20 protein-coding genes and 1 pseudogene are annotated in these 26,370 nt (G+C 34.6%); 9 read left to right on the forward strand and 12 right to left on the reverse strand.

Going from position 1 to position 26,370, the window contains the following annotated elements:
• Positions 1 to 259 precede the first annotated feature (259 nt).
• Positions 260 to 2,023, forward strand: a complete 1,764-nt coding sequence (locus tag NSS86_RS13465) for a glycerophosphoryl diester phosphodiesterase membrane domain-containing protein (RefSeq protein WP_000822587.1) — start codon at positions 260 to 262, stop codon at positions 2,021 to 2,023.
• 163 nt (positions 2,024 to 2,186) lie between these two features.
• On the opposite strand, the gene NSS86_RS13470 is transcribed toward NSS86_RS13465, so the two are convergent.
• Positions 2,187 to 2,531, reverse strand: a complete 345-nt coding sequence (locus NSS86_RS13470) for a complement inhibitor SCIN family protein (protein WP_000211597.1) — start codon at positions 2,529 to 2,531, stop codon at positions 2,187 to 2,189.
• Positions 2,532 to 2,720: 189 nt separating this feature from the next.
• On the opposite strand from NSS86_RS13470, the gene coa reads away from it, so the two are divergent.
• Positions 2,721 to 4,697, forward strand: a complete 1,977-nt coding sequence (coa, locus tag NSS86_RS13475; protein WP_000744101.1) for a staphylocoagulase — start codon at positions 2,721 to 2,723, stop codon at positions 4,695 to 4,697.
• 181 nt (positions 4,698 to 4,878) lie between these two features.
• On the opposite strand, the gene NSS86_RS13480 is transcribed toward coa, so the two are convergent.
• The 6 genes from NSS86_RS13480 to NSS86_RS13505 all read right to left on the reverse strand — a co-directional run bounded on the left by NSS86_RS13480 (position 4,879) and on the right by NSS86_RS13505 (position 13,376).
• Positions 4,879 to 4,986: a hypothetical protein gene (locus tag NSS86_RS13480; protein WP_031762187.1), complete on the reverse strand. Its 108-nt coding sequence runs from the start codon at positions 4,984 to 4,986 to the stop codon at positions 4,879 to 4,881.
• Between the two features lie 297 nt (positions 4,987 to 5,283).
• A complete protein-coding gene (locus NSS86_RS13485; protein WP_001154619.1) occupies positions 5,284 to 6,468 on the reverse strand; it encodes a thiolase family protein in 1,185 nt (394 codons plus the stop codon).
• A 29-nt stretch (positions 6,469 to 6,497) separates the two neighbouring features.
• On the reverse strand, positions 6,498 to 8,759 hold the full coding sequence (locus NSS86_RS13490; protein WP_000154537.1) for a 3-hydroxyacyl-CoA dehydrogenase/enoyl-CoA hydratase family protein: 2,262 nt from the start codon (positions 8,757 to 8,759) through the stop codon (positions 6,498 to 6,500).
• 185 nt (positions 8,760 to 8,944) lie between these two features.
• Positions 8,945 to 10,156, reverse strand: coding sequence for an acyl-CoA dehydrogenase family protein (locus tag NSS86_RS13495; protein ID WP_000142195.1), 1,212 nt, complete (start codon positions 10,154 to 10,156; stop codon positions 8,945 to 8,947).
• Between the two features lie 111 nt (positions 10,157 to 10,267).
• A complete protein-coding gene (locus tag NSS86_RS13500) occupies positions 10,268 to 11,773 on the reverse strand; it encodes a class I adenylate-forming enzyme family protein (protein WP_001008400.1) in 1,506 nt (501 codons plus the stop codon).
• Positions 11,774 to 11,798: 25 nt separating this feature from the next.
• Positions 11,799 to 13,376 (reverse strand): acyl CoA:acetate/3-ketoacid CoA transferase, encoded by a 1,578-nt coding sequence (locus NSS86_RS13505; RefSeq protein WP_001795358.1) that lies wholly within the window; start codon positions 13,374 to 13,376, stop codon positions 11,799 to 11,801.
• Between the two features lie 440 nt (positions 13,377 to 13,816).
• Between NSS86_RS13505 and NSS86_RS13510 the strand changes: the two genes are divergently transcribed.
• Positions 13,817 to 14,959 (forward strand): PrsW family intramembrane metalloprotease, encoded by a 1,143-nt coding sequence (locus NSS86_RS13510; protein WP_010922818.1) that lies wholly within the window; start codon positions 13,817 to 13,819, stop codon positions 14,957 to 14,959.
• A 313-nt stretch (positions 14,960 to 15,272) separates the two neighbouring features.
• On the opposite strand, the gene nikA is transcribed toward NSS86_RS13510, so the two are convergent.
• The 4 genes from nikA to NSS86_RS13530 form a co-directional block, all read right to left on the reverse strand.
• Positions 15,273 to 16,748 (reverse strand): nickel ABC transporter substrate-binding protein, encoded by a 1,476-nt coding sequence (gene nikA, locus NSS86_RS13515; RefSeq protein WP_000669656.1) that lies wholly within the window; start codon positions 16,746 to 16,748, stop codon positions 15,273 to 15,275.
• 197 nt (positions 16,749 to 16,945) lie between these two features.
• Positions 16,946 to 17,302 (reverse strand): DUF488 domain-containing protein, encoded by a 357-nt coding sequence (locus NSS86_RS13520; protein ID WP_000215216.1) that lies wholly within the window; start codon positions 17,300 to 17,302, stop codon positions 16,946 to 16,948.
• Between the two features lie 156 nt (positions 17,303 to 17,458).
• The gene (locus NSS86_RS13525; protein ID WP_000773989.1) at positions 17,459 to 17,632 is read right to left on the reverse strand and encodes a hypothetical protein; all 174 of its coding nucleotides are present in this window, start codon (positions 17,630 to 17,632) and stop codon (positions 17,459 to 17,461) included.
• A gap of 25 nt (positions 17,633 to 17,657) precedes the next feature.
• The gene (locus tag NSS86_RS13530) at positions 17,658 to 18,803 is read right to left on the reverse strand and encodes a globin domain-containing protein (protein ID WP_000954799.1); all 1,146 of its coding nucleotides are present in this window, start codon (positions 18,801 to 18,803) and stop codon (positions 17,658 to 17,660) included.
• Positions 18,804 to 18,957: 154 nt separating this feature from the next.
• Here NSS86_RS13530 and NSS86_RS13535 point away from each other — a divergent pair, with 154 nt between their 5' ends.
• The gene (locus NSS86_RS13535; protein ID WP_001791329.1) at positions 18,958 to 19,065 is read left to right on the forward strand and encodes a hypothetical protein; all 108 of its coding nucleotides are present in this window, start codon (positions 18,958 to 18,960) and stop codon (positions 19,063 to 19,065) included.
• Between the two features lie 310 nt (positions 19,066 to 19,375).
• Positions 19,376 to 20,329 (forward strand): L-lactate dehydrogenase, encoded by a 954-nt coding sequence (locus NSS86_RS13540; protein ID WP_339302285.1) that lies wholly within the window; start codon positions 19,376 to 19,378, stop codon positions 20,327 to 20,329.
• Between the two features lie 319 nt (positions 20,330 to 20,648).
• On the opposite strand, the gene ptsG is transcribed toward NSS86_RS13540, so the two are convergent.
• Positions 20,649 to 22,178, reverse strand: a complete 1,530-nt coding sequence (gene ptsG, locus NSS86_RS13545) for a glucose-specific PTS transporter subunit IIBC (protein WP_000838205.1) — start codon at positions 22,176 to 22,178, stop codon at positions 20,649 to 20,651.
• 361 nt (positions 22,179 to 22,539) lie between these two features.
• On the opposite strand from ptsG, the gene NSS86_RS13550 reads away from it, so the two are divergent.
• The 4 genes and pseudogenes from NSS86_RS13550 (at position 22,540) to NSS86_RS13565 (ending at position 26,361) form a co-directional block, all read left to right on the forward strand.
• Positions 22,540 to 23,475, forward strand: coding sequence for a nucleoside hydrolase (locus NSS86_RS13550; protein ID WP_000823221.1), 936 nt, complete (start codon positions 22,540 to 22,542; stop codon positions 23,473 to 23,475).
• A gap of 109 nt (positions 23,476 to 23,584) precedes the next feature.
• Positions 23,585 to 23,682, forward strand: a pseudogene (locus NSS86_RS13555) (hypothetical protein).
• A gap of 130 nt (positions 23,683 to 23,812) precedes the next feature.
• Complete coding sequence (locus NSS86_RS13560; protein ID WP_001012737.1) at positions 23,813 to 25,909, forward strand: BglG family transcription antiterminator; 2,097 nt, start codon at positions 23,813 to 23,815, stop codon at positions 25,907 to 25,909.
• Positions 25,894 to 26,361, forward strand: coding sequence for a PTS sugar transporter subunit IIA (locus NSS86_RS13565; protein WP_000531476.1), 468 nt, complete (start codon positions 25,894 to 25,896; stop codon positions 26,359 to 26,361). Before NSS86_RS13560 ends, NSS86_RS13565 begins: the two co-directional genes overlap by 16 nt.
• Positions 26,362 to 26,370: the final 9 nt, after the last annotated feature.

Raw genomic sequence — 26,370 nt, forward strand, 5'->3', positions numbered from 1 at the left:
TTTCAATTGAGTATTGAGTATTAGCAAGACGTAGTAAGTATATGAGACAAGTCCTACAATGGTTGAAGGAATACGTTTTTGTAAGTAGCTATGCTGATAAAGAATGTGATGCCTTGTTAAAGGTGGGGTTCCAATATCATCGAATGGGTTATTAATTGCTACTTGCATATGAATATGAGTCTTTTCAAATTTTTATTGACCCTGAGTAATGAAAAATATTAAGATGAAACTTAATATTAAAGCAATGCGGAGCGTGATTATGAAGAGAATTAGTAAAGATATATGGGCAGTATTTAAATTACTGTATCAAAATAAAGGGCGTTTTAGCATTAATGCCTTACTATTGCAGTTAATCATGATTTTTATTAGTAGTACATACTTAATTTTACTATTTAATATGATGTTAAAAGTAGCTGGGCAAAGCCAACTTACGATTAACAATTGGATGGAAATCATAAGTCATCCTGCCAGTGTGATACTTCTTATTATATTCATATTAAGTGTTGCCTTTCTGATTTATGTAGAGTTTTCATTGTTAGTTTATATGGTTTATGCCGGCTTTGATCGACAGATTATTACATTTAAATCCATTTTTAAAAATGCCTTTGTAAATGTGCGTAAACTCATAGGTGTACCAGTTATTTTCTTTGTCATTTATTTAATGTTAATGATACCCATTGCCAACCTAGGACTAAGTTCAGTATTAACAAAAAATATTTACATACCTAAATTTTTAACGGAAGAACTTATGAAAACGACGAAAGGTATAATCATTTACGGTACCTTTATGATTGCTGTATTTATATTAAACTTTAAATTAATATTTACCTTACCGTTAACGATTTTAAACCGCCAGTCGTTATTTAAAAATATGAGACTAAGTTGGCAAATTACGAAGCGAAATAAGTTTCGACTTGTTATAGAAATAGTTATATTGGAACTCATCATTGGTGCGATTTTAACATTAATTATTTCAGGAGCAACATATCTTGCTATTTGTGTAGATGAAGAAGGAGATAAGTTTTTAGTCTCATCAATTTTATTTGTTGTATTGAAAAGCGCATTGTTCTTCTATTATTTATTTACGAAATTATCATTAATCAGTGTGTTAGTACTGCACTTAAAACAAGAGAATGTATTAGACCAACCGGGCTTAGAATTTAAATATCCAAAACCGAAACGGAAGTCTAGGTTCTTTATAATTTCAATGGTGCTTGCAGTGACATGTTTTATCGGTTATAACATGTACTTACTTTACAATAATACTATCAATACAAATATCTCCATTATTGGCCATCGTGGTTTCGAAGATAAAGGGGTTGAAAATTCTATTCCGTCATTGAAAGCTGCTGCAAAAGCGAATGTCGAATACGTTGAGTTAGATACAATTATGACGAAAGATAAACAATTTGTTGTTAGTCATGATAACAATTTGAAACGTTTAACAGGTGTTAATAAAAACATTTCTGAATCTAATTTCAAAGATGTCGTCGGTTTGAAAATGCGTCAAAATGGACATGAAGCAAAACTTGTATCCTTAGACGAATTTATTGAAACGGCTAAACAATCAAATGTGAAGCTACTAGTTGAGTTAAAGCCACATGGTAAAGAACCAGCAGATTATACACAACGTGTTATTGATATTTTGAAAAAGCATGGTGTTGAACATCAATATCGTGTGATGTCTTTGGATTATGATGTGATGACTAAGTTGAAAAAAGAAGCGCCATATCTCAAGTGTGGTTATATCATTCCGTTGCAGTTTGGTCATTTTAAAGAAACATCATTAGATTTCTTTGTCATCGAAGATTTTTCTTATTCGCCAAGACTTGTTAATCAAGCGCACTTGGAAAATAAAGAAGTCTATACTTGGACTATTAACGGCGAAGAAGATTTAACGAAATACTTACAAACCAATGTTGATGGTATTATCACAGATGACCCAGCATTAGCTGATCAGATTAAAGAAGAAAAGAAAGACGAAACATACTTCGATCGTTCTATAAGAATTTTGTTTGAATAATATAAACAAAGACCTCTAAAGTTATCAAGATGATACCTTCAGAGGTCTTTTTAATGTTGCCATCTATGGGATAGGCAATCGTTTCATTCGTTTATATTCATATGACAAGTATTTGTATGGCAATTTGGCGTCACAAACACTTACATGATTTATTGGTGAATTATTAATTGTTTTGTGAATGCAAAGGGTTAGAAATTGAATTGTAAATACTTTCTAATCTTTGTTTCGCTTTAGTCATTTGATCCAAATTTTTAGTGCGTATAGCGGATTTTGCAATATAGTGCGCAGCTAAAATATCGCGTTTTTGAAACGCATCTAAATTTAGGTACGATAATTTATTTAAGTCAGTGTTTGCTATTAATTCATGTAATTGATCTACAAGCGCTTGATGTTGATACGTATGTGATGTAGTTTCAGATTTGCTTGCTAATTTAATACCAGTCGTATCAAGGAGCGCCGCTTTAATACCAGCAACTAAATATGTTTTGATTTTCATTTGTGTTGTCATGCTTTGTTACTCCTTTGATGTACATTAATCAAAAAAATTATACACTATTGTATATTGCAAAGCTAATTAACTATAACAAAAAGATAGTTAATGCTTTGTTTATTCTAGTTAATATATAGTTAATGTCTTTTAATATTTTGTTTCTTTAATGTAGATTGGGCAATTACATTTTGGAGGAATTAAAAAATTATGAAAAAGCAAATAATTTCGCTAGGCGCATTAGCAGTTGCATCTAGCTTATTTACATGGGATAACAAAGCAGATGCGATAGTAACAAAGGATTATAGTAAAGAATCAAGAGTGAATGAGAAAAGTAAAAAGGGAGCTACTGTTTCAGATTATTACTATTGGAAAATAATTGATAGTTTAGAGGCACAATTTACTGGAGCAATAGACTTATTGGAAGATTATAAATATGGAGATCCTATCTATAAAGAAGCGAAAGATAGATTGATGACAAGAGTATTAGGAGAAGACCAGTATTTATTAAAGAAAAAGATTGATGAATATGAGCTTTATAAAAAGTGGTATAAAAGTTCAAATAAGAACACTAATATGCTTACTTTCCATAAATATAATCTTTACAATTTAACAATGAATGAATATAACGATATTTTTAACTCTTTGAAAGATGCAGTTTATCAATTTAATAAAGAAGTTAAAGAAATAGAGCATAAAAATGTTGACTTGAAGCAGTTTGATAAAGATGGAGAAGACAAGGCAACTAAAGAAGTTTATGACCTTGTTTCTGAAATTGATACATTAGTTGTAACTTATTATGCTGATAAGGATTATGGGGAGCATGCGAAAGAGTTACGAGCAAAACTGGACTTAATCCTTGGAGATACAGACAATCCACATAAAATTACAAATGAGCGTATAAAAAAAGAAATGATCGATGACTTAAATTCAATTATAGATGATTTCTTTATGGAGACTAAACAAAATAGACCGAATTCTATAACAAAATATGATCCAACAAAACACAATTTTAAAGAGAAGAGTGAAAATAAACCTAATTTTGATAAATTAGTTGAAGAAACAAAAAAAGCAGTTAAAGAAGCAGACGAATCTTGGAAAAATAAAACTGTCAAAAAATACGAGGAAACTGTAACAAAATCTCCTGTTGTAAAAGAAGAGAAGAAAGTTGAAGAACCTCAATTACCTAAAGTTGGAAACCAGCAAGAGGTTAAAACTACGGCTGGTAAAGCTGAAGAAACAACACAACCAGTGGCACAGCCATTAGTAAAAATTCCACAAGAAACAATCTATGGTGAAACTGTAAAAGGTCCAGAATATCCAACGATGGAAAATAAAACGTTACAAGGTGAAATCGTTCAAGGTCCCGATTTTCTAACAATGGAACAAAACAGACCATCTTTAAGCGATAATTATACTCAACCGACGACACCGAACCCTATTTTAGAAGGTCTTGAAGGTAGCTCATCTAAACTTGAAATAAAACCACAAGGTACTGAATCAACGTTGAAAGGTATTCAAGGAGAATCAAGTGATATTGAAGTTAAACCTCAAGCAACTGAAACAACAGAAGCTTCTCAATATGGTCCGAGACCGCAATTTAACAAAACACCTAAGTATGTGAAATATAGAGATGCTGGTACAGGTATCCGTGAATACAACGATGGAACATTTGGATATGAAGCGAGACCAAGATTCAACAAGCCAAGTGAAACAAATGCATACAACGTAACGACAAATCAAGATGGCACAGTATCATACGGAGCTCGCCCAACACAAAACAAGCCAAGTGAAACAAACGCATATAACGTAACAACACATGCAAATGGTCAAGTATCATACGGTGCTCGCCCAACACAAAACAAGCCAAGCAAAACAAATGCATACAACGTAACAACACATGCAAATGGTCAAGTATCATATGGCGCTCGCCCGACACAAAAAAAGCCAAGCAAAACAAATGCATATAACGTAACAACACATGCAAATGGTCAAGTATCATACGGAGCTCGCCCGACATACAAGAAGCCAAGCGAAACAAATGCATACAACGTAACAACACATGCAAATGGTCAAGTATCATATGGCGCTCGCCCGACACAAAAAAAGCCAAGCGAAACAAACGCATATAACGTAACAACACATGCAGATGGTACTGCGACATATGGGCCTAGAGTAACAAAATAAATTTATAACTCTATCCAAAGACATACAGTCAATACAAAGAATTATGTATCTATACAACAGTAATCATGCATTCTATGATGCTTCTAACTGAATTAAAGCATCGAACAATCGGAAGCATATTTCTAAATTATTTATTCATTATAGTCTTAAACATAACATGACCTAATATATTACTAACCTATTAAAATAAACCACGCACATCTAAGTGATATACGACAATCACAGCAATAATAATTGCTTTAGAAAGTCGTACCGAACTGGAACTTACAAGTCTAGTTCGAACACACACTGATGTGAGTGGTTTTCTTTATTTTAAACATGAACAATCAGATAAGTTACTAGCATTAGCAAATATTATTAAATCAAAGGGCTTCGATTCATAAAATTTAAAACAATGATTAAAATTAGACGTGTAAATGTTAAATTCTAAAACGGAAATAACCACCATCCCATTAAACCACTTTTTTGTTCAATCACTATATTTCACACAGCTTCATTAATAAAACGAAATTGCTTCAACCCGCTTCAACTTCAGCCTACTTCATTCAATAACCTAACGAATCCGCTTCATCCAAAATCAACCATTCTAACGCACATACTCAAATATAGCAGCTGCACCCATGCCGACACCAATACACATCGTAACCATGCCGTAACGGCTATCGGGACGTCTACCCATTTCATTAAGTAAACGCGCGGTTAACATTGCCCCTGTAGCACCTAATGGATGACCTAAAGCAATAGCGCCACCATTCACATTCGTACGTGATATATCTAGACCTACTTCTTTAATAGATGCAATCGTTTGAGAAGCAAATGCTTCGTTCAATTCGATCAAATCAATGTCTTCAACAGATAGATTGCTGAGTGACAATACTTCAGGAATCGCATATGCAGGCCCAATACCCATAATTTTCGGGTCAACGCCTACTGCCTTATAACCAACGAATCGTGCAATAGGTGTCACGCCTAGTTCTTTCACTTTATCTCCAGACATTAAAACTACAAATCCTGCACCATCAGAAAGTGGGGCAGATGTTCCCGCAGTCACAGTGCCGTCAGCTTTAAATACTGTACGTAATTTGGCTAATGCCTCCATCGTGGTGTCAGGGCGTATAAATTCATCTTGGTCAAAGATATTTGTGTGTACTTTTGGTCCTGCGTTTGTATATTCAACTGAGTTTACCCGTATTGGAATAATTTCATCTTTGAACCGACCATCACGTTGTGCGTCATAGGCACGTTGATGACTTCTGACAGCATAAGCATCTTGATCTTCGCGTGATACGTCAAATTGGGATGCTACATTTTCAGCAGTTAAACCCATAGGATATGACGCACCTATATCATCATATTGTAAGGTTGGATTGTTTGTGGGCTCGTTGCCACCCATTGGTACGGCACTCATCAATTCAACGCCACCAGCTACAAGTATATCTCCTTGACCAGCCATAATTTGATTGGCTGCAATCGCGATGGTTTGTAATCCTGATGAGCAGTAGCGATTCACTGTTTGACCCGGTACCGTGTCAGATAATCCCGCACGCAATGCAATCGTTCGTGCAATGTTTTGTCCTTGTAATCCTTCTGGAAAAGCCGTACCAACAATGACATCTTCAATCATATTCTTATTGAATTTTCCGTCAATACGTTTCAATACGCCTTGTAATACTTTGGCTGCGACATCATCAGGTCTTTCGTGGAATAATGCGCCTTGCTTTGCTTTCGCTGCGGCTGAACGCCCATAAGCTACAATGTATGCTTCTTGCATGGTTATCATCCTCTCTTAATGACTATCTTTTAATTACGTAATGGCTTACCAGTTTTTAACATATGTGCAATTCTTTCATATGATTTTTTAGATTTTAGTAAGTCAATAAAGCCAATTTTCTCCAACGATTGAATGTAACGTTGATTTATAAATGTATTTCTTGGTAAATCACCACCCGCTAAAATTGTGGCGATATTTAAGGCGATATGATAATCATGGTCGCTAATAAAATGCCCCCGTCTTTGCGCATCTAATTGTCCTTGGATCAATGCTTTGAAGTCTTCACCTAAAGCGATATATTGATGTCTAGGATTCGGAATATAGTTTGTTTCTGCTTCATATTTCGCACGTTTGAGCGCAACTTCGACACGTTGTGCTGTATTGAAAATAATCGTATCTGTATCACGTAAATAACCATAACGACGTGCCTCAAAGGCATTTGTAGAGACTTTCGCAAATGCGATATTCGTCAGTACTTTTGTCATGGAAGCTTGTTTGTCATCAAACTTATGCGATGTGCGTAATATGCGATCAGCCATTTCTGCAAGGCCACCGCCACTCGGTAATAAGCCAACGCCTGCTTCAACAAGACCTATATATGTTTCACTTGCAGCGACAACAATAGGTGAGTAAAGTACAAGCTCACAGCCACCGCCTAAGGCACGACCTTGAACAGCTGTGACTACTGGTTTCAAACTATACTTCAAACGATTAAAGCTATAATGTAATTTATCAATTGATTGTGCAACGACATCATCTACAAGACCGTCTTCATGCGCCTTTTTCATTAAGAAAAGGTTAGCACCCACACTGAAATTATTACCATCTGCATAAATGACCATACTTGTGTAATGGTCATTTTCCAGTAAATCAATGGCATCAACTAACGCATCGTTGAATTCATCGGTAATGACATTATTTTTACTTTGTAATTTCAGTAACAGTTGATCATCATGAGTTACGGAAAGTTTGGCATCACCTTTATCCCAAAGTTCATCTTTTACGAAGTGAGAAACAGGTGTTGCATATTCAATGGTCTCATCTTGTTTATAAAAGCCACCATCTAAATCACTAATCCATTGTGGTAAGTCTCCAAGTTCGTCTTCCATACGTGTTTTAACACGTTCGTATCCCATTGCATCCCATAATTGGAATGGACCAAGTTTCCAGTTGAACCCCCAGACAAGCGCACGGTCTATGTCTCGGAAATCATCGGTAGCTTTAGGTACATTGATAGCAGAGTAATAGAAATTATTACGTAATGTCTCCCATAAAAATAGTCCCGCTTCGTCTTGCGCATTGAATATGACATCAAGGTTATGCACTAAGTCTTTATTAAATTCATTTAAAATTGGTAATTGTGGTTGCGATACAGGTACATAATCTTGTTTTTCAACATCGTAAACAAGTCGAGCTTTAGTTTCTTTATCCTTTTTGTAAAATCCTTGTTTCGTTTTACGTCCGAGTGCGCCATTGTCAAACAACGTATTTACAATTTTGACATCATGAAAATAAGGCGTTTCTTCAGGTACTTGTTGCATGCCTTTAATTACAGACACTGCAATATCTAAACCGACTAGGTCGGATAGGGCATATGTACCTGTTTTAGGACGACCAATCGCTTGCCCAGTTAAAGCATCCACATCTACAATGCTTAACTTGTGTTGCTCGGCGCGATACATAATATCATTCATTGTTTGCGTGCCGACTCTATTTGCGACAAAGCCAGGCACATCATTGACGACAATGACACCTTTACCTAATACATTTTGCGCGAAATTTTTTACATCTAATATGATAGATTCCTTCGTGTGTGACGTAGGTATTAACTCCACTAATTTCATAATACGTGGTGGGTTAAAGAAATGTAGACCAAAGAATCGTTCTTGATCCTTCTCGTTAAATGCTTGAGCAATCGCATTAATTGGAATACCTGATGTATTTGTAGCAAATAAAGCATCTTCTTTAGCATGTTGTAGAACTTGTTGCCAAACAGCATGCTTAATTTCAATATCTTCTTTGACTGCTTCGATATATAAATCAGCATCATCATTTACCAAGTCATCATCAAAATTACCATATGTTAAATGACTCACTAGATTTAAGTCGAATAGTAGCGGCCGTTTCTTATCTGTAATTTTATCGTAAGATTTTTTCGCAATGAGATTTGGATCGTTTTTGTCCACTACAATATCTAATAGTTTTACTTTAAGTCCAGCATTCACAAAGAGTGCTGCCAGTTGAGCGCCCATCGTGCCTGCGCCAAGAACGGTTACTTTATTAATTGTCATAGTGATTCCTCCAATTTAGTTGAGGATAAGATAACCATTAAGATAATTGGAATAACGTTGCTATTTTATAAAATTAATTAAGTATCTTTGACAGTCATCTTAGCCTCTTATTTAAGGAAAAAGCTTTATGCTTAAAATAAGTCTTTTTTAGTGAAATTAATGCATCTCATATAATTATTTGCTATTTATACGAAAGCAGAATCTCCAGTCAAAGCGCGTCCAATTACTAAGGCATTAATTTCATGTGTACCTTCGTACGTGTAAATCGCTTCTGCATCAGAGAAGAAACGTGCAATATCATAATCGTCAGCTAGTATGCCATTACCACCTGTAATACCGCGGCCCATAGCTACTGTCTCACGCAAACGTAAGGCATTCATCATCTTCGCCGTTGAAGTTGCAACCTCGTCATATTCACCATGTGCTTGCATATTAGCTAATTGAGCACATGTTGCCATTGCTTGAGCTAAATTACCTTGCATCATTGCTAGCTTTTCTTGTATTAACTGATATTTACTAATTGGTTTGCCGAATTGCTTACGCTCAGTGACATAATCTAATGTGGCACGTAAAGCGCCAGCCATACCACCTGTAGCCATATAAGCAACGCCTGCTCTCGTTGAATAAAGAATTTTGGCAATATCTTTAAAGCTTGTTATGTTTTGTAAGCGATCCGCTTCATCTACTTTGACATTAGTTAATTTAATTAGTGCGTTAGGAACAATGCGAAGTGCGATTTTATTATCAATGACTTCAATATCGACGCCATCTTGTTCTGGTCTGACTACAAAGCAATGGGGTTTGCCAGTTTTTTTATTTACTGCGAATACTGGAATGACATCAGATACATGTGCACCACCAATCCATTTCTTTTCACCATTGATAACCCAAGTATCGCCTTGGCGTTCAGCGACTGTTTCAAGACCTCCCGCAACGTCCGAACCGTGTTCTGGTTCAGTTAAAGCAAAGCATGTACGCAGTTCATGTGACTGTAATTTAGGTACATATTTCGCAATTTGTTCTTTGCTACCTCCGAAATAGAAAGTGTTATGCCCTAAACCTTGGTGAACACCGAGTAGGGTAGCTAAGGAAATATCAAATCGCGCGAGTAGGTAAGACATGAAAAACTGAAATAGTTGACTAGGCATTTTGGCGTTTGGACGATCCTTGTAAAGTAATGGATTGTTAAAATAATTTAATTCTCCCAGATCTTTAAAATAGTCCTCGGGTACAGTAGCGTCTATCCAATGTTGATTAATATTTTCACGGTACTTACTTTCTAGCAATGAATCTACTTGTTGTAAAAATTCGACTTCACCGTCTGTTAAACCTTTAGCAATACTAAGTACATCTTCAGGAAATAATGTTTTTAAGACCGTTTCTTTTTCAAATGTCATATAAATTCCTCCTAAAAATAATATGAATACTAATGTGAAATGCATTTAATTCAAAAACAACACGCTTTATTTGTAAACGCTTACACTAAATGTCAAAAATTTTTATCACCTTTAAAGTGTTTGTGAGACTTTGTCATTCATCATTTGTCGAATCGCAAGTTTATCTGGTTTCTGCGTACTGTTTAACGGCATATGTGTCACTGGTACATACATTCTTGGGACTTTATAACCTGCTAAACGACTTCGCATATGTTGATCTAAAATTTCAGCGTAATGAGGTTCATCTTCGCGAAGTATAATGGCTGCAGCAATTGATTCACCATATTTTGGATGATCATAGCCAACGACCACACACCGGTCTACTAGTGGATGCTCAGCTAAAGCATTTTCGACTTCAGATGGTAAGACATTTTCGCCACCAGTTATGATTAATTCTTTTTTGCGGTCAATAATAAATATATCGCCATCGTCGTCCATCTTCGCTAAGTCACCAGTTAATAAATAACGACCATGAAATGCTTTGGCAGTCTCTGCTGGTTTATTCCAATATCCTGGCGTGACATTTTTAGCCTTAATTGCAAGTTCGCCAATCTCACCAGTAGGTACTTCCTCACCGTTATCATCAAGGATACGTGCATCAACGAACATGACTGCTTTACCAATACTCATTGGCTTACGTTTTGAATTTTCCGGTGTATTAACAAGTACAAGAGGTGCTTCAGTTAAACCATAGCCGTTAATAATGTTTATGCCATATTGTTTAAAAGCTGCTTGGATACTTGGTAATGGTTGTGAACCACCTTGGATGATATAATCCATAGCTCTAAAATTTTCAGGATTAAAATTACTAGCACGTAGCGTACTATAATACATTGTCGGAATCATGATAATAAATGTAGGGTGATATTGTGCAATCATGTCATTCAATTCTTCGCCGTTAAAGTAACGTTGAAGAATAAGTGTGCCACCTGACATTAATACTGGTAATACAGTATCGTTAAACCCTAAAACATGGAACATTGGTGTTGATACAATCGTAATATAGTTTGAATTGAACTTGTACGTCAGCTCTAAGTTTGCACCGTTATGAACAAATGATTCATATGAGAACATCACACCTTTAGGTGATCCGGTTGTACCACTTGTATAAATTAATGCTGCAAGATCTTGTGGTTCAACAGGTGTTGCTTGAAAAGGTTGGTGATAATCTGGATTTACGATTTCATCATATTGCGCCACATCAATATCCATATGCAATAAGTTTTGGTCAATATCGGTGAGTGAACTTAAATGTTTTTCAGCATAGAAGAGCAGTTTTAATTGTGCATCTTCCACAATGGCTGCAATTTCTTTTGGGTTAAGCCGCCAATTCAATGGTAAAAAAACCGCACCTGTTTTAAAACAAGCAAACAATAAATCTAATATTGCAATATCATTTGGCGCAAAAATACCGATAACATCGCCTTTTTTAACACCTTGAGATGTTAAATAATGTGCCATATTATCAGCGCGTGCATTGAGTTGTTGGTATGTCCAAGATGTTTGTTTTGCGTGATCAATAACGGCAGGCTTGTCATCATCGAAGTCTGAACGCGTTTTTATCCAATCGAAATTCATTAGTATACCCCCTTTAGCTTCACTTTCATACTTTATGAATTGATTGTTTAAGTTGTCCCCATTTTTCTTTGTAAATGCTGGTATCAATTAATTTTAAATGATCAGCAATAATTGGTTTAAAAGCCATTTGATTCAAAATATCTTTATGCAAATCAAGACCTGGTGCAATTTCAATTAGTTTCAAGCCTTGATTGGTGAGCTCGAATACTGCACGATCAGTAACAAAATAGACTTCTTGCTCGAGTAATTGTGAATATTGTGCATTAAAGTCGATATGGCTCACATCTGATACAAATTTCTGGTTTTGTCCTTCAGTTTCAATGTTTAATCGTTGATTATGACATGAGACATGACTGCCAGCTACAAAAGTACCTGAAAAGATAATTTTATTTACAGATTGCGTAATGTCTATAAAGCCACCACATCCATTTAGTCGGTCATTGAAGTAAGACACGTTGACATTGCCGTATTGATCAACCTCAGCAAAGCTAAGATAGGCAACTGATACACCATTGTTATAAATAAAATCCCATGCTCGATCATGAGGCATGCGCACATCTGCATTGTAATTCATACCAAAATGTTCACGACTCCCAACGAATCCACCGAAAATGCCAACATCTAGAATCGGTTGCACATCATGTTCAACACATTCTTCGTGCAATAAATTAGAGAGTTCATTATTGATGCCATAACCGATGCTAATTGTATCGCCATAAGTTAAAAACTGAGCAGCACGTCGGAGAATCAATTTGCGACTATTAAAAGGTAATGCGGGTTCAGGTATTCCATCAATTCGTTCTTCTCCAGACAAGGCTGGTAAATAATGACTCTGAATTACTTGGCGGTGATTCTTTTCATCTTCTGTGACGTATACATAATCGACAAGATTTCCTGGGATAACAACTTCATTCGGTTTTAGTTGATAGTCGTCAACTAAAGCTTTAACTTGTACAATAACTTTCCCATGATTGGCTTTCGCGTTTAATGCGACATGATAACACTCGCTCAAGTACGCTTCTTGAGTTAAATAAATGTTACCTTGTTGATCTGCGTATGTTCCTCTCAGTAGTGCCACATCAACGCTAGGGAATGTGTAATGTAAGTATGTTTCATCGTTGATGGTTACTAATGAAACTAAATCATCAGTTGTTCGTGTATTTACTTTACCGCCACCGTATCTAGGATCAACAGCTGTGTTTAATCCGATTTTAGTAATAACTCCAGGTAATAATTGATTACTCTGACGATAATGAGTTGCAATGATACCTTGTGGTAAAAAATAAGCTTCAATGTCATTATTTTTCATTGCTTGTGCCGTTTTGGAAGAAGCCGTTAAAATGCTCATAATGACACGTTTAATCATGCGACGTTCTATAAAATCATCTAAATCCGGTGCGGCACCTAAACTATGGATATCATTCGCTAATATAAACGTTAAATCTTTGGGCGTATGATATGTGTCATGTTGCGCTAACACAGCACGTAGAACTTCGGCGGGTAAGTTGGCTACAGCTAATGCTGGTAAACCAATCACATCACCATCTTTAATGATATGTTGTAAGTCGTGCCATGTGATTTGTTTCAAGCAAGTCACCTCCATCACATTTGATAAAATATAGCGTTTTTACACTTTGTGTAAACCCTTACAAGAAATATAACATAACGACGTTTAAAATCAATTAGAAATATCTTTTTATTCTGATAATAGACACAGTATAGACACATTTTAATGGTTGATAACAATTGTAATATCAAGGGTTTGTAATGAATTGAATATCATTAAAATACTTATATAAAAATATTGCTCGGAATATAAAAAGTTAAATAGGTTTTGAGTTTTAAATATGAAATACAAAGCGCCCAATCGAACAAAGTATTTATATTAAAATATGGAAAATCCATCAATATTAAATTAAAATAGTTTTATTATGAAAAGTGAAAGTAGGTAAGTCTATGGAAGGTCTTAATCATCGAAGAAATACAGAAAAAGAAGAGACAACACAAACGCAATCAGTTGCACCTAATACAGGTGAAGAGGGGATGTCATCAGCAAGTACACAATCAACTAAGACGTCCGACATACATAATGAATCTATCAATAAACAAATGGAAGCCAAAGCGCATGAAACAGCGCAAAATGCAGATTTAAAAACCGAAGCAAGAAGTTTATTTGATAATGCAACCAAATCAATCGGTAGACTAGCCGGCAATGATGAAAGCTTAAATCTTAATTTAAAAGATATGTTTTCTGAAGTATTTAAGCCGCATACTAAAAACGAAGCAGATGAAATATTTATAGCGGGTACTGCTAAAACTACGCCAGCAATTTGTGACATATCAGAAGAATGGGGGAAGCCATGGCTCTTTTCTCGAGTATTCATCGCTTTCACAGTAACATTTATTGGATTATGGGTCATGGCAGCGATTTTTAATAACACTAACGCGATTCCGGGTCTCATTTTTATAGGGGCTTTAACAGTACCATTATCGGGTTTGTTCTTCTTTTATGAATCAAATGCGTTTAAAAATATTAGCATTTTTGAAGTTATTATCATGTTCTTTATTGGCGGCGTATTTTCATTACTAAGTACGATGGTATTATATAGATTTGTCGTTTTTAGTGATCAATTCGAAAGGTTTGGTTCTTTAACATTTTTCGATGCATTTTTAGTAGGATTAGTTGAAGAAACTGGAAAAGCACTCATTATTGTTTATTTCGTCAATAAATTGAAAACAAATAAGATTTTGAATGGATTATTAATCGGTGCTGCTATTGGTGCAGGGTTCGCAGTTTTTGAATCAGCAGGTTATATTTTGAATTTCGCTTTAGGGGAAAATGTCCCATTATTAGATATTGTCTTCACACGTGCGTGGACTGCGATTGGTGGTCATTTAGTTTGGTCAGCGATTGTTGGTGCTGCAATAGTTATTGCGAAAGAACAGCATGGCTTTGAATTCAAAGATATTTTTGATAAACGCTTTTTAATATTCTTTTTATCAGCCGTTGGTTTACATGGCATTTGGGATACATCTTTAACTGTACTTGGCAGTGATACGTTGAAAATATTTATTTTAATCGTTATTGTGTGGATACTTGTATTCATTTTAATGGGGGCAGGTTTAAAACAAGTGAATTTACTGCAGAAAGAATTTAAAGAACAACAGAAAAAAGTAGACGAATAATAATTAAAGCTTATGTTGCTCATATGTTTGTGACATAAGCTATTTTTATAATTTGTCTTTAAAAGAGTGGAATAGGAATACTTTTTGGAGTTAAAAAAGTGTTTCACGTTAAACAAATAGTGACAATTAGATTTATATAAAATGAACATGATTCATTGAAAGTATGTAATAATCATTTTATTGAAATTCATCAAACAGAAATTAATACAATCATATAAGCAAATTAAACCACGCCATAATCATATTGGATGACTTCGGCGTGGTTTTTATAGTTGAAGCAGGGCTGAGACATAAATCAATGTCCCACACTCCCTTATCGTTCAATCGTTGTTCGATAATCGATTAAATAGATACCTTCAGGTGTTACTTTATAATTTTTAACCTTAGAGTTAGCAGCGACTATTTGATCGTTGTAAGCAATATAACTGTTTGGTACATCTCGACTTGATAATTTAATAATATCATTAGAAATATTGTGACGTTCCTTAACATCTACAGTATGATTCAATTGATTAATTAAATCATCGACGTTGCTATTATTGTAGTCTCCTTTATTAATAGCACCATCTTTTTTATATGCTTGATTAAAGAAATAACCTGTATCACCGCGAGGGATTGTTCCGAAACTATACATCGTTGCATCCCATGCAGAACGGTCTTTTAAGTAACCTTCTATGTCATCAACACTTTTAATGTCGATTTCAATATTTGCTTTTTTAGCATCTGATTGTAATACTTGCGCAATTTTCGATAGCTCTGGACGACCGTCATACGTAATTAACTTAATTTTTAAAGGGTGTTCTTTTGTATAACCATCTTTAGCTAATAACGTTTTTGCTTGTTCGATATTTTGTTTGGTTAACTTAGGTTCTTTAATATATGGAATTTTATCATTAAATGGACTCGTTGCAGGTTTCGCATAACCTTGATAAATATGATCTGCAATACCTTGTCTATCAATGATATGATCTAATGCTTCACGAACGGATTTAGTCATTTTTTTATTAGTATGATTATACATAAGTAAAGAAGTTCTAAATCCAGATTCTTTTGACACTTTTAAATTTTGATTATTTTCTATGTCATGAACTTTATTAACTGGGACATCAGTTATTAAATCATCTTTTTGAGATTCTAAATTTCTGACGCGATTATTGCCGTCTTCTTGGTACGTCACAGTAATATGATCAAGTTTCGGTTTACCTTGCCAATAGTCCTTAAAATTCGACAATGATATTTTTCGAGATTGCTTATAATCTTTTATTTGGTAAGGGCCTGTACCAACAGGAGTTTGATTAACATCTGATTTAGCATCTGTATAATAAATTGCCATAAAAGGATTAGCTAATTCAGATACAAGTTCAGGGTAAGCGGAGTTGGTTTTAATTGTCAGTTTTTGACCTTTAGCGGTAATTGATGATATTGGTAATGAATATTTGACCAAGTCGCTTTTTTTCATGCTATTTTCAAGGCTAGATTTCACTTTTTCTGCAGTCAATTTTTGACCGTTTTGAAATTTAATATTATCTTTTAATTCTATATCTAACGTTGTATCATTTGGTTGATGATACGATTTCACTAATGCTTTTTCTATTTTTCCTTGATCATTTGTTTTAAATAATGATTCTGCAGCACCAATCTTAACTGGTACATCTGTTTCATAAGGTGCAATAGACTTTGTTTTTAACGGTAACGAAATATTTAAGTCTTTGCCAGATGAATGCATTGAGCCACATCCTGATAACACTAATACTGCTGAAAATATAGTTGCTAGTCTTTTAAACTTCATTTCATTAACACTCTCTTTCTAATTACTATGTAAAACCCAACAATTAATATTTTAAAACTTTATTTTGTTAAAGTAAAATGTTGTTCAAGTTTAGTAATTATTAAAGTTCAATTAATTGTAGTAATTATGCTTTTTAAAAATAAATATTAGAAATGAAGTTAGCGACATTTATAGTGATTCACGATAAACATATATAACTAAGTATTGAGCAACTGCTGTAGTACTACAGCTTGGTTATGTTTAGTATCTTTTGCTGCATATAACAATAGAACATGATTATGCTGATTTACAATATCCTTTAATTTTTCAAAAGCATCTTTTTGCGCATCCTGATCACGTAATTCTTTTTCATATTTTTCTTTAAAAGCTCCAAAAAGTTTAGGATCATGTTGGAACCATTGTCGCAACTCAGTAGAAGGGGCAATGTCTTTTAACCAATAATCTAGGTTAGCAGTTCTTTTCGAAATACCTCTCGGCCAGACTCTATCGACTAGGATACGAATAGCGTCGGTATTATCTTTATTGTCATAAATCCGTCCAATATCTACGGTCATCTTGTGAACTCCTTTCTTATGAAATTCAGTGAGCATACATCAATGCATGTTGTGGTGGGACGACCAAATAAATTTTGCGAAAATATCATCTCTGTCCTACTCCCAATTAAAAAACAGCCATGACAAAGTAAAGTCATAGCTGTTTTGGTATAGATGTCATTTATTTTTACGTTTAGTTAAATACTTCAAACCAACTGCAAAGACCGTGTACCCGGCTATGGTTTGTATCAATGTTTTAATTAAATTATTATTTTTAACAATAATATTTGCAGTAACAATACTTACGAAATATAATGCAAATACTTTTACGTAACGTTGATTAAGTTTCATATGAGCACTAAACCTCTTTTCTCAGTTATACTGCAACGCTTAGTCTTGGAATAAATGTTTCGTAGTGTACGCGATCCATATCGTAATTTAAAGATTTAAGTGCTTCGATCATAGATTGTAAGAATTTTGTACCACCACAGATATAAATTTCAGGTTTATTTGCTAAAAATGCTTGTAATTCTTCAGTGCCAATATAGCCTTGTTTATCTTTTAAGTGTGTATATAATTTAGCGTTGTCATAATGGCTTGCGATACTGTTGAAGTTGTCTTTGAAAGGTAAATGTTGTTCATTTTCAGCAACTTGAACCATCTGTGTATCTAAACCTTTGGCAGAGGCAGCTTCATACATTGCTACTAAAGGTGTGACGCCAATACCTGAACCTAAGAAAAGTTGTGGTTCAGTCGTATTCTCTAATACGAATCCACCTACAGGCGCAGCTAAATTAATCATATCGCCTTCTTTAATCTCATCGTGTAAAATTGTTGAAACTTCGCCTTCATGTTCTGTTGTGACATCACGTTTAACGCCAAAAGTTAAATGGTTTTTTTCACCTGATACGATAGAATAGTGACGTTTAGCTCTATATGGAAGTTTATCACTAGAAACATCAACTGTGATGTATTGGCCTGGTGTAAATTCACTAAAGTCATATTCTTCAGTTTCAACTGTAAATGATTTAATGTCTTCAGATTCTTGTTTAATATTGGTAATTTTGAATGGTTTAAAACCAATCCACATCATTTGATCATAAATTTCTTTTTCAATTTGGATGAACACATCCGCAATAACACCATATGCTTTTGCCCAAGCTTGAATCACAGGGTCATGTTCTTCTAAACCTGTCACGTCTTGGATTGCTTTTAATAAATTTTCCCCCACAATTGGATAATGTTCAGCATAAACTTGTAATGCACAGTGTTTATATGCGACTGGCATAATGACTGGTTTAATAACACTTAAGTTATCGATATTAACCGCAGCGGCCATTACAGCTTGTGCTAATGCTGAAGATTGCATGCCTCGTTTTTGGTTCGTTTGATTAAACATGTTTAAAAGTTCAGGATGCGCTTTAAACATTTTTGGATAAAAGATTGACGTAATTTCTGTCCCTTTCTCTTTAAGTAAAGGCACCGTTTGTTTGATAATGTCTTTCTCTTGTTCTGTAAGCATGATACTCCTCCTTTAATCTGTCTATTTTGATTATTCTACTAAAAATTTCGATATTCAATTAATTGGTTTGAGAAAATATAAATAAAATGGCAAATTTGATAATTGTATGACATTTTTAATTTTTTAAATACTTATCAATAAGCATTGTGTACAATTGTCTGTTTGCACACCGACGATTGCGCGCATTTATTTGACTAATTCAAAAAACATTGTTGTTTTCTTAGAAAAAAGTAAACATGATAATAAAAATGTGAAAGTGTAAATAATCACTGGCGAAGTACGAAGACTAAAGACACCTAAGATGTAATCGTATACAAATTAAAAAGGTGTAAAAATTAAAATAAAATGTGAAATAAATCACAATTTAATATTGACCCAGTACTTAATGCATGTTACATTTTATATGTGAAATAAATCACAAACTTAAAAGCGGATGACACATGACCTTTTAAGTTATGCGTTGAAAATAAAAGAGATGTTTATTTGCTTTTGTATCGTCAATAAGCAGCATTAAACTAACATATTTGAAGCTACACGTATGTTAGTGAATTAATCATAAGGGAGTTTTTGTAATGAACAAATTTAAAGGGAACAAAGTTGTATTAATAGGTAATGGTGCAGTAGGTTCAAGCTACGCATTTTCATTAGTGAACCAAAGCATTGTTGATGAATTAGTCATCATTGATTTAGACACTGAAAAAGTTCGAGGAGATGTTATGGATTTAAAACATGCCACACCATATTCTCCAACAACAGTTCGTGTGAAAGCTGGCGAATACAGTGATTGTCATGATGCGGATCTAGTTGTCATCTGTGCTGGTGCTGCACAAAAACCTGGAGAAACACGTTTAGATTTAGTATCTAAAAACTTGAAAATATTCAAATCAATTGTTGGTGAAGTAATGGCATCAAAATTTGATGGTATTTTCTTGGTAGCTACAAATCCTGTTGATATTTTAGCGTATGCAACATGGAAATTCTCTGGTTTACCTAAAGAACGTGTTATAGGTTCTGGTACAATTTTAGACTCTGCACGCTTTAGATTATTGTTAAGCGAAGCGTTCGATGTTGCGCCACGTAGCGTCGATGCTCAAATTATTGGTGAACATGGTGACACTGAATTACCAGCATGGTCACACGCTAATATTGCGGGTCAACCTTTGAAGACATTACTTGAACAACGTCCTGAGGGCAAAGCGCAAATTGAACAAATTTTTGTTCAAACACGTGATGCAGCATATGACATTATTCAAGCTAAAGGTGCCACTTATTATGGTGTTGCAATGGGATTAGCTAGAATTACTGAAGCGATTTTCAGAAATGAAGATGCCGTATTGACTGTATCAGCATTATTAGAAGGCGAATATGATGAAGAAGATGTTTATATTGGTGTTCCAGCAGTCATCAATAGAAACGGTATTCGCAACGTCGTAGAAATCCCATTAAACGACGAAGAACAAAGCAAGTTCGCACATTCAGCTAAAACATTAAAAGATATTATGGCTGAAGCAGAAGAACTTAAATAACTTTTTATAAAATCTATACCATTCCAAAAATTGTAAAACCTTACCCAAAAAATTGTATAAAGGGCTATTTGATACAACTATATGTGTCGAGTAGCCCTATTTTTAATGTAGTGAAAGTCGTTGTTGAAATTAAATTCAAATCTGGCACTTAAGCTTTAATCATAGCATTAAGATGATTGTCTAGCAGAGGCGATTTGCGGGCTCACTACAGTGTATGATGAACTTAATGCTTCAAATGTAACATTAAAAATAAAAGCAACGATGTCACTTCTTACTTCGTACATCGTTGCCATTAGTTCTGTTGATATTTCGGTTAGTCTTAATCCCCGAGCAATTCTTCAATTTCATTTTTGATAACTGTAACGTGAGGCCCATAAATTACTTGCACACCAGTGCCTTGCTGGATTACACCTTTGGCACCAGTACTTTCGAGTAATACTTTATCGACTTTGTCATTTTGATTAAGTGTGACGCGTAGTCTCGTTGCACAACAGTCAACGATTTCAATGTTATCTTTGCCTCCCAAACCAGCAACAATAGTTTGTGCTCTTTCAGTAGCCTCAACTTGTTGTGCTGCAGCTTTATCTTCTCGACCAGGTGTTTTGAAATTAAATTTCGTAATTAAGAATCTGAAAACGATGTAATACAAACAGAACCACACAATTCCAATAGGTATGACGTATAGGTAGTTTGTTTTACTATTACCTTGTAGCACACCAAAGAGTAAGAAATCGATAAAGCCTCCACTGAAGGTTTGACCAATTGTAATGTTGAAAATGTCTGCCATCATAAATGCTAATCCATCAAAGAAGGCATGGATTACATAAAGAATAGGTGCGACAAACAAGAAACTAAACTCTAAAGGTTCGGTAATACCTGTTAAAAATGAAGTGAGTGCAGCGGATAACATTAAACCGCCGACAACTTTTTTATGTTCAGGTTTAGCTGTGTGATAAATTGCAAGTGCGGCACCACATAAGCCGAACATCATCGTAATAAAACGGCCTGACATAAAGCGTGACACACCTGAATAATACTTCGTCACATCTGGATCACCAAGTTGAGCAAAGAAGATGTTCTGCGTACCTTGAACTAAGTGCCCTTTGACTTCTAAAGTACCACCAAGTGCCGTCTGCCAAAACGGTAAGTAAAAAATATGGTGTAAACCGAGTGGACCTAACAATCTTAAGATGAAGCCATAAACAAAAGTACCGATGGCACCTGTTTTCGTTACAAATCCACCAACATGATAAATGCCGGCTTGTATGCTTGGCCAAATGAAAAACATCAATACACCTAAAAAGATTGCGGCAAATGCTGTGACAATAGGGACAAATCTAGAGCCACCAAAGAAACCTAAATACGGTGGTAATACCACTTTGTGATATTTGTTGTGAAGTATTGCGGTCATAATACCTGTGATAATCCCGCCAAAAACACCGGTTTCAACCGTTTGTATACCGAGCACCATGCCTTGTCCATTTTGTGCAAGCTGATCTTTTGCCAATGTGCCCGTGATAGTTAATAAGCCATTCATAGTTGCGTTCATAATTAAGAAACCGAGCAGCGCAGCTAAACCTGCAGTACCTTTATCGCTTCTAGATAATCCGATTGCGACACCAATTGCAAAGATGACCGGTAAATTTTGGAAAACAATACTACCTGCAGCTGACATTAATGTAAAAATATTTTGTAATAAGGTAATATCTAAAATAGGGTATGCTTTAACGGTGTTTGGATTACTTAATGCACCACCGATACCCAACAATAGACCTGCAGCTGGTAAGATTGCGATAGGTAACATAAAGGACTTGCCGAACTGCTGTGCTTTTTCAAATAAAGATTTCATCAACATCCCTCCTAATTATTCTCAATATAGCTTTTGAGAAATTTAATATCAATATATATTCTGTGTATGAAAATATTTTTCATAAAAATTGTTTGAATCATGTAACAATCATATAAATTGCTGTTTATATTGTTGTGAAAATGAGTTGACAAAAGTCGGTATAGATATGTAGACATCCTATTTTTAGCGAGGTAGGTTGATAAGGCATATCGGATAAATTTATAAGCCATAAAATAGATAAATAGTGTTTGTATCCAAAAATATGAGAAAGTTAAAACTATTTTTCAAAATAAACATGATTCACCACATAAATAAATATACATAAGCTATCGATAACAACTTAAGAAAGGTGGATATATAAATGAAAAGAAAGATTATTATGGATTGTGATCCAGGACACGATGATGCAATAGCATTAATTTTAGCGGGGGCAATTGACAGTCCACTAGAGATATTAGCTGTAACAACAGTCGCAGGTAATCAATCAGTTGACAAGAATACGACAAACGCCTTGAACGTATTGGATATTATGGGACGCCAAGATATAGCAGTAGCGAAAGGTGCGGATAGGCCGTTAATTAAACCAGCTGCCTTTGCTTCTGAAATACATGGGGAATCTGGATTAGATGGTCCGAAACTACCGTCGACACCATCACGTCAAGCAGTTGCAATGCCAGCATCAGATGTGATTATAAACAAAGTGATGACGAGTGATACACCTGTAACAATTGTAGCGACAGGTCCTCTTACGAATGTAGCAACGGCATTGATTCGTGAGCCAAGAATCGCTGAGCATATTGAATCTATTACTTTGATGGGTGGTGGTACATTTGGAAATTGGACGCCTACAGCAGAATTCAATATTTGGGTAGATGCTGAAGCAGCGAAGCGTGTTTTTGAAAGTGGGATTACTATAAATGTGTTTGGTTTAGATGTAACACATCAAGTTTTAGCCGACAATCACGTGATTGAACGCTTTGAAAGTATCAATAATCCTGTTGCACAGTTCGTCGTAGAATTATTGCAATTCTTTAAGAAGACATACAAGACTCACTTTAATATGGATGGTGGTCCAATACATGATGCTTGTACAATTTTGTATTTGTTACAACCAGAATTGTTTACAATGGTACCCGTTAATATCGACATTGAACATCAAAGTCCACTAACTTATGGCACTATGGCTGTCGATTTAAATCATGTTACAGGTAAGCCTGCCAATGCTTATTTTGCTACAGCAGTTGATGTTGAAGAAGTGTGGAACTTGATAGACCATAAGTTACGTACATACGAATAATAATACTTAATTAAATAGATACAGTTAACCCTAAGGCGCCTGATATAAGCGTCCTTAGGGTTTTTATAGTGGATTACATTGGTCATGACAATTTGATAATGATTGAGATATGTATGTTAAAAATGCTTCAAAAAACATAAAACACAAAAATATATGTAAAAATTTCAATTGCTTTATTTTAAAAGATTAAAATCACAAAAAATATAGATATAATTGAAATGTTGTTAAAACATCACAATGATGTACATGCTCATTTTGGAAATATGTGTTCAAAGTGTGTACATCGGTGTGACGATTGATGATAAATTGAGCTCAGATGCTCAAAGGAGGATCGAACATGAACGGGGATAATCAGCAAATACTCAGAGAAATTGTATTGAATCCTACTATTCATGGTAAAGAACTTGAATCGATATTTGGTTTGTCTCGTAGACAACTAGGATATCGCATTCAAAAAATCAATTTGTGGCTTGAACAAGAGGGTTATCCAAAACTTGAAAGAACAAGCCAAGGAAATTTTATTGTAAGTTCTGAAATCATGACGTTATTCAAGCGAGATGTATCGGAGCAGCAAATGTTAAACGGCAACAATGTCATTTTTAGCATAGAAACACGTCGTTATTATTTAATGCTCATGCTTTTTAGTAAGGAAAATGCAATGTCTCTAAACCATTTTTCAATTGATTTACAAGTCAGTAAAAATACTGTCATTCACGATATAAATCATGTGAAAGAGCAATTGGAAGATCATGGTTTGTCACTTAAGTATTCTCGAAAGCATGGTTATGAAATTGTTGGTGATGAATTTGAAGTTCGCCGTTTCTTCATTAAGTTGATTGATCAAAGGTTGAATCATGATATTACTAAAAGTGAAGTTTTAAAGGCGCTCAACTTAACATTCGAAGATATCGCATATCAAAAAGACAAGATCAAACAGGTAGAACAATTTTTGAAGAGTCGCTTTATAGACAAATCACTTAGTTCATTGCCTTATGTCCTTTGTGTGATTCGTAGACGAATTCAAAGTGGTCATGTGATGAATCCATTAAATATTAATTATCAGTATTTGAGGGATACGAAAGAATATCAAGCAACGGAGATTATGACGCAACATGAGCCTGATTTGCCAGAAGCGGAAAAGTTATATTTGACATTACACTTACTTTCAACAAGTGTGCAATGGACTGATTTGCAGGAATCAGATAACATATCGAATTTAACGATGGCCATCGCTCAAATGATTCACCATTTTGAACAAATCACTTTTATTAACATTGAAGATAAGGAGAAATTATCACAGCAACTCTTGTTACATTTAACGCCTGCTTTTTATAGGATTAAATATAACTTAACGGATCGTGATGAATTAATAAATCCTTTACAAGGAAATTATCAATCCTTATTTCATATGGTGAAACAATCATGTCAATCGTTAACTGAATATTTCGGAAAATCGTTGCCTGATAATGAAATAGCATATTTAACCATGTTGTTCGGAGGTAGTTTGAGACGTCAAGATGAAAACTTCGATGGCAAGATAAAAGCTATTATCGTGTGTACACAAGGCACGTCAGTATCACAAATGATGTTATACGAGTTGCGAAACTTATTTCCAGAAATTATTTTCTTAGATGCGATTTCACTTAGAACATTTGAAAATTACACATTAGATTATGACATCGTCTTTTCACCAATGTTTGTCCTAACACATAAAAAATTATTTATCACAAAAGTAGCTTTATCTGAAAATGAGCAACGAAAGTTACGTAAAGAAGTGATGAAGTACATTAATAAGGAATCGGCTGACATTGATAAGGAAATAAACAAGTTAATGGCATTAATTGAACGCACAACGACAGTTAATGACATTACAGAACTACGTGATGGTTTAGAAGATTTTATTGCCAATTATAATTCAATTTCAACCATTAATGGATCGATTGTCACACAAAATAAGACATTAGATTTAGCTGACTTGATACCGGCAAGGCACGTGAAAAGAATGCATCATGTTGAAAATATTGATGAAGCTATTGCTAAAGCAAGTGATGTGTTAGTTGCTAATCATTTTATTGATATTAAATATATTCATGAGATGCAACAGGTATTTGATGATTCGTATATGGTTATCATGCAAAATATTGCTATTCCACATGCATACTCTGAAAAGCATGTACATAAAACAGCGATGAGTATGTTGATATTACAAGAACCAATATACATGTCAGATGGCACAGCAATCCATATTATTGTACCTATTGCTGCTGTTGATAAAGTGACACACTTAAGAGCGTTACTACAATTGAGAGATGTGGCGCAAGACAATGACGCAATTAAGCGCATCATACAAAGTCGCAAAAATTCTGATGTAAATGAGATTTTAAAAAATTATTCAAATAAAGAAGCGAGGGAAAATGGATGGGACAGCAATTAGTGCATAAAGAAAATATAATGCTCAATTTGTCGGCAACTGATAAAGAATCCGTATTGTCACAAATGTCAGATGTGTTATTTCAAAATGGGTTCGTGAAGTCAACGTTTAAAGATGCAGTCATCGACAGAGAAAAAGAATTTGCTACTGGTTTACCAACACATCTATGTTCGGTCGCTATACCGCATACAGATGTCGAACATATTAACCATAGAACGATAGGTGTGGCTGTTCTAGAAAAAGAGGTGCCGTTTATTGAAATGGGAACACTTGATCAACAGACAGAAGTGAAAATCGTTTTTATGTTAGCGATGGATAAAGTAGATGATCAACTTAAGTTGTTACAACAGTTGATGCAAATTTTTCAAAGTGAAGAAAAATTGGAGCAGATTCTGCGAACGAAAGATGAAACGATTTTAGCAACACTAATCAATGATTATTTGGAATATAACTAAAAATTAATT

The organism is Staphylococcus sp. FSL W8-0056, assembly GCF_037963075.1.
Classification (GTDB): Bacteria; Bacillota; Bacilli; order Staphylococcales; family Staphylococcaceae; genus Staphylococcus; species Staphylococcus aureus.

Coding starts and splice junctions, on each gene's coding strand:
- NSS86_RS13465 (WP_000822587.1), top strand. CDS start 260: ATGAAGAGAATTAGTAAAGATATATGGGCAGTATTTAAATTACTGTAT.
- NSS86_RS13470 (WP_000211597.1), bottom strand. CDS start 2,531: ATGACAACACAAATGAAAATCAAAACATATTTAGTTGCTGGTATTAAA.
- coa (WP_000744101.1), top strand. CDS start 2,721: ATGAAAAAGCAAATAATTTCGCTAGGCGCATTAGCAGTTGCATCTAGC.
- NSS86_RS13485 (WP_001154619.1), bottom strand. CDS start 6,468: ATGCAAGAAGCATACATTGTAGCTTATGGGCGTTCAGCCGCAGCGAAA.
- NSS86_RS13490 (WP_000154537.1), bottom strand. CDS start 8,759: ATGACAATTAATAAAGTAACCGTTCTTGGCGCAGGCACGATGGGCGCT.
- NSS86_RS13495 (WP_000142195.1), bottom strand. CDS start 10,156: ATGACATTTGAAAAAGAAACGGTCTTAAAAACATTATTTCCTGAAGAT.
- NSS86_RS13500 (WP_001008400.1), bottom strand. CDS start 11,773: ATGAATTTCGATTGGATAAAAACGCGTTCAGACTTCGATGATGACAAG.
- NSS86_RS13505 (WP_001795358.1), bottom strand. CDS start 13,376: ATGGAGGTGACTTGCTTGAAACAAATCACATGGCACGACTTACAACAT.
- NSS86_RS13510 (WP_010922818.1), top strand. CDS start 13,817: ATGTCATCAGCAAGTACACAATCAACTAAGACGTCCGACATACATAAT.
- nikA (WP_000669656.1), bottom strand. CDS start 16,748: ATGAAGTTTAAAAGACTAGCAACTATATTTTCAGCAGTATTAGTGTTA.
- NSS86_RS13520 (WP_000215216.1), bottom strand. CDS start 17,302: ATGACCGTAGATATTGGACGGATTTATGACAATAAAGATAATACCGAC.
- NSS86_RS13525 (WP_000773989.1), bottom strand. CDS start 17,632: ATGAAACTTAATCAACGTTACGTAAAAGTATTTGCATTATATTTCGTA.
- NSS86_RS13530 (WP_000954799.1), bottom strand. CDS start 18,803: ATGCTTACAGAACAAGAGAAAGACATTATCAAACAAACGGTGCCTTTA.
- NSS86_RS13540 (WP_339302285.1), top strand. CDS start 19,376: ATGAACAAATTTAAAGGGAACAAAGTTGTATTAATAGGTAATGGTGCA.
- ptsG (WP_000838205.1), bottom strand. CDS start 22,178: ATGAAATCTTTATTTGAAAAAGCACAGCAGTTCGGCAAGTCCTTTATG.
- NSS86_RS13550 (WP_000823221.1), top strand. CDS start 22,540: ATGAAAAGAAAGATTATTATGGATTGTGATCCAGGACACGATGATGCA.
- NSS86_RS13560 (WP_001012737.1), top strand. CDS start 23,813: ATGAACGGGGATAATCAGCAAATACTCAGAGAAATTGTATTGAATCCT.
- NSS86_RS13565 (WP_000531476.1), top strand. CDS start 25,894: ATGGGACAGCAATTAGTGCATAAAGAAAATATAATGCTCAATTTGTCG.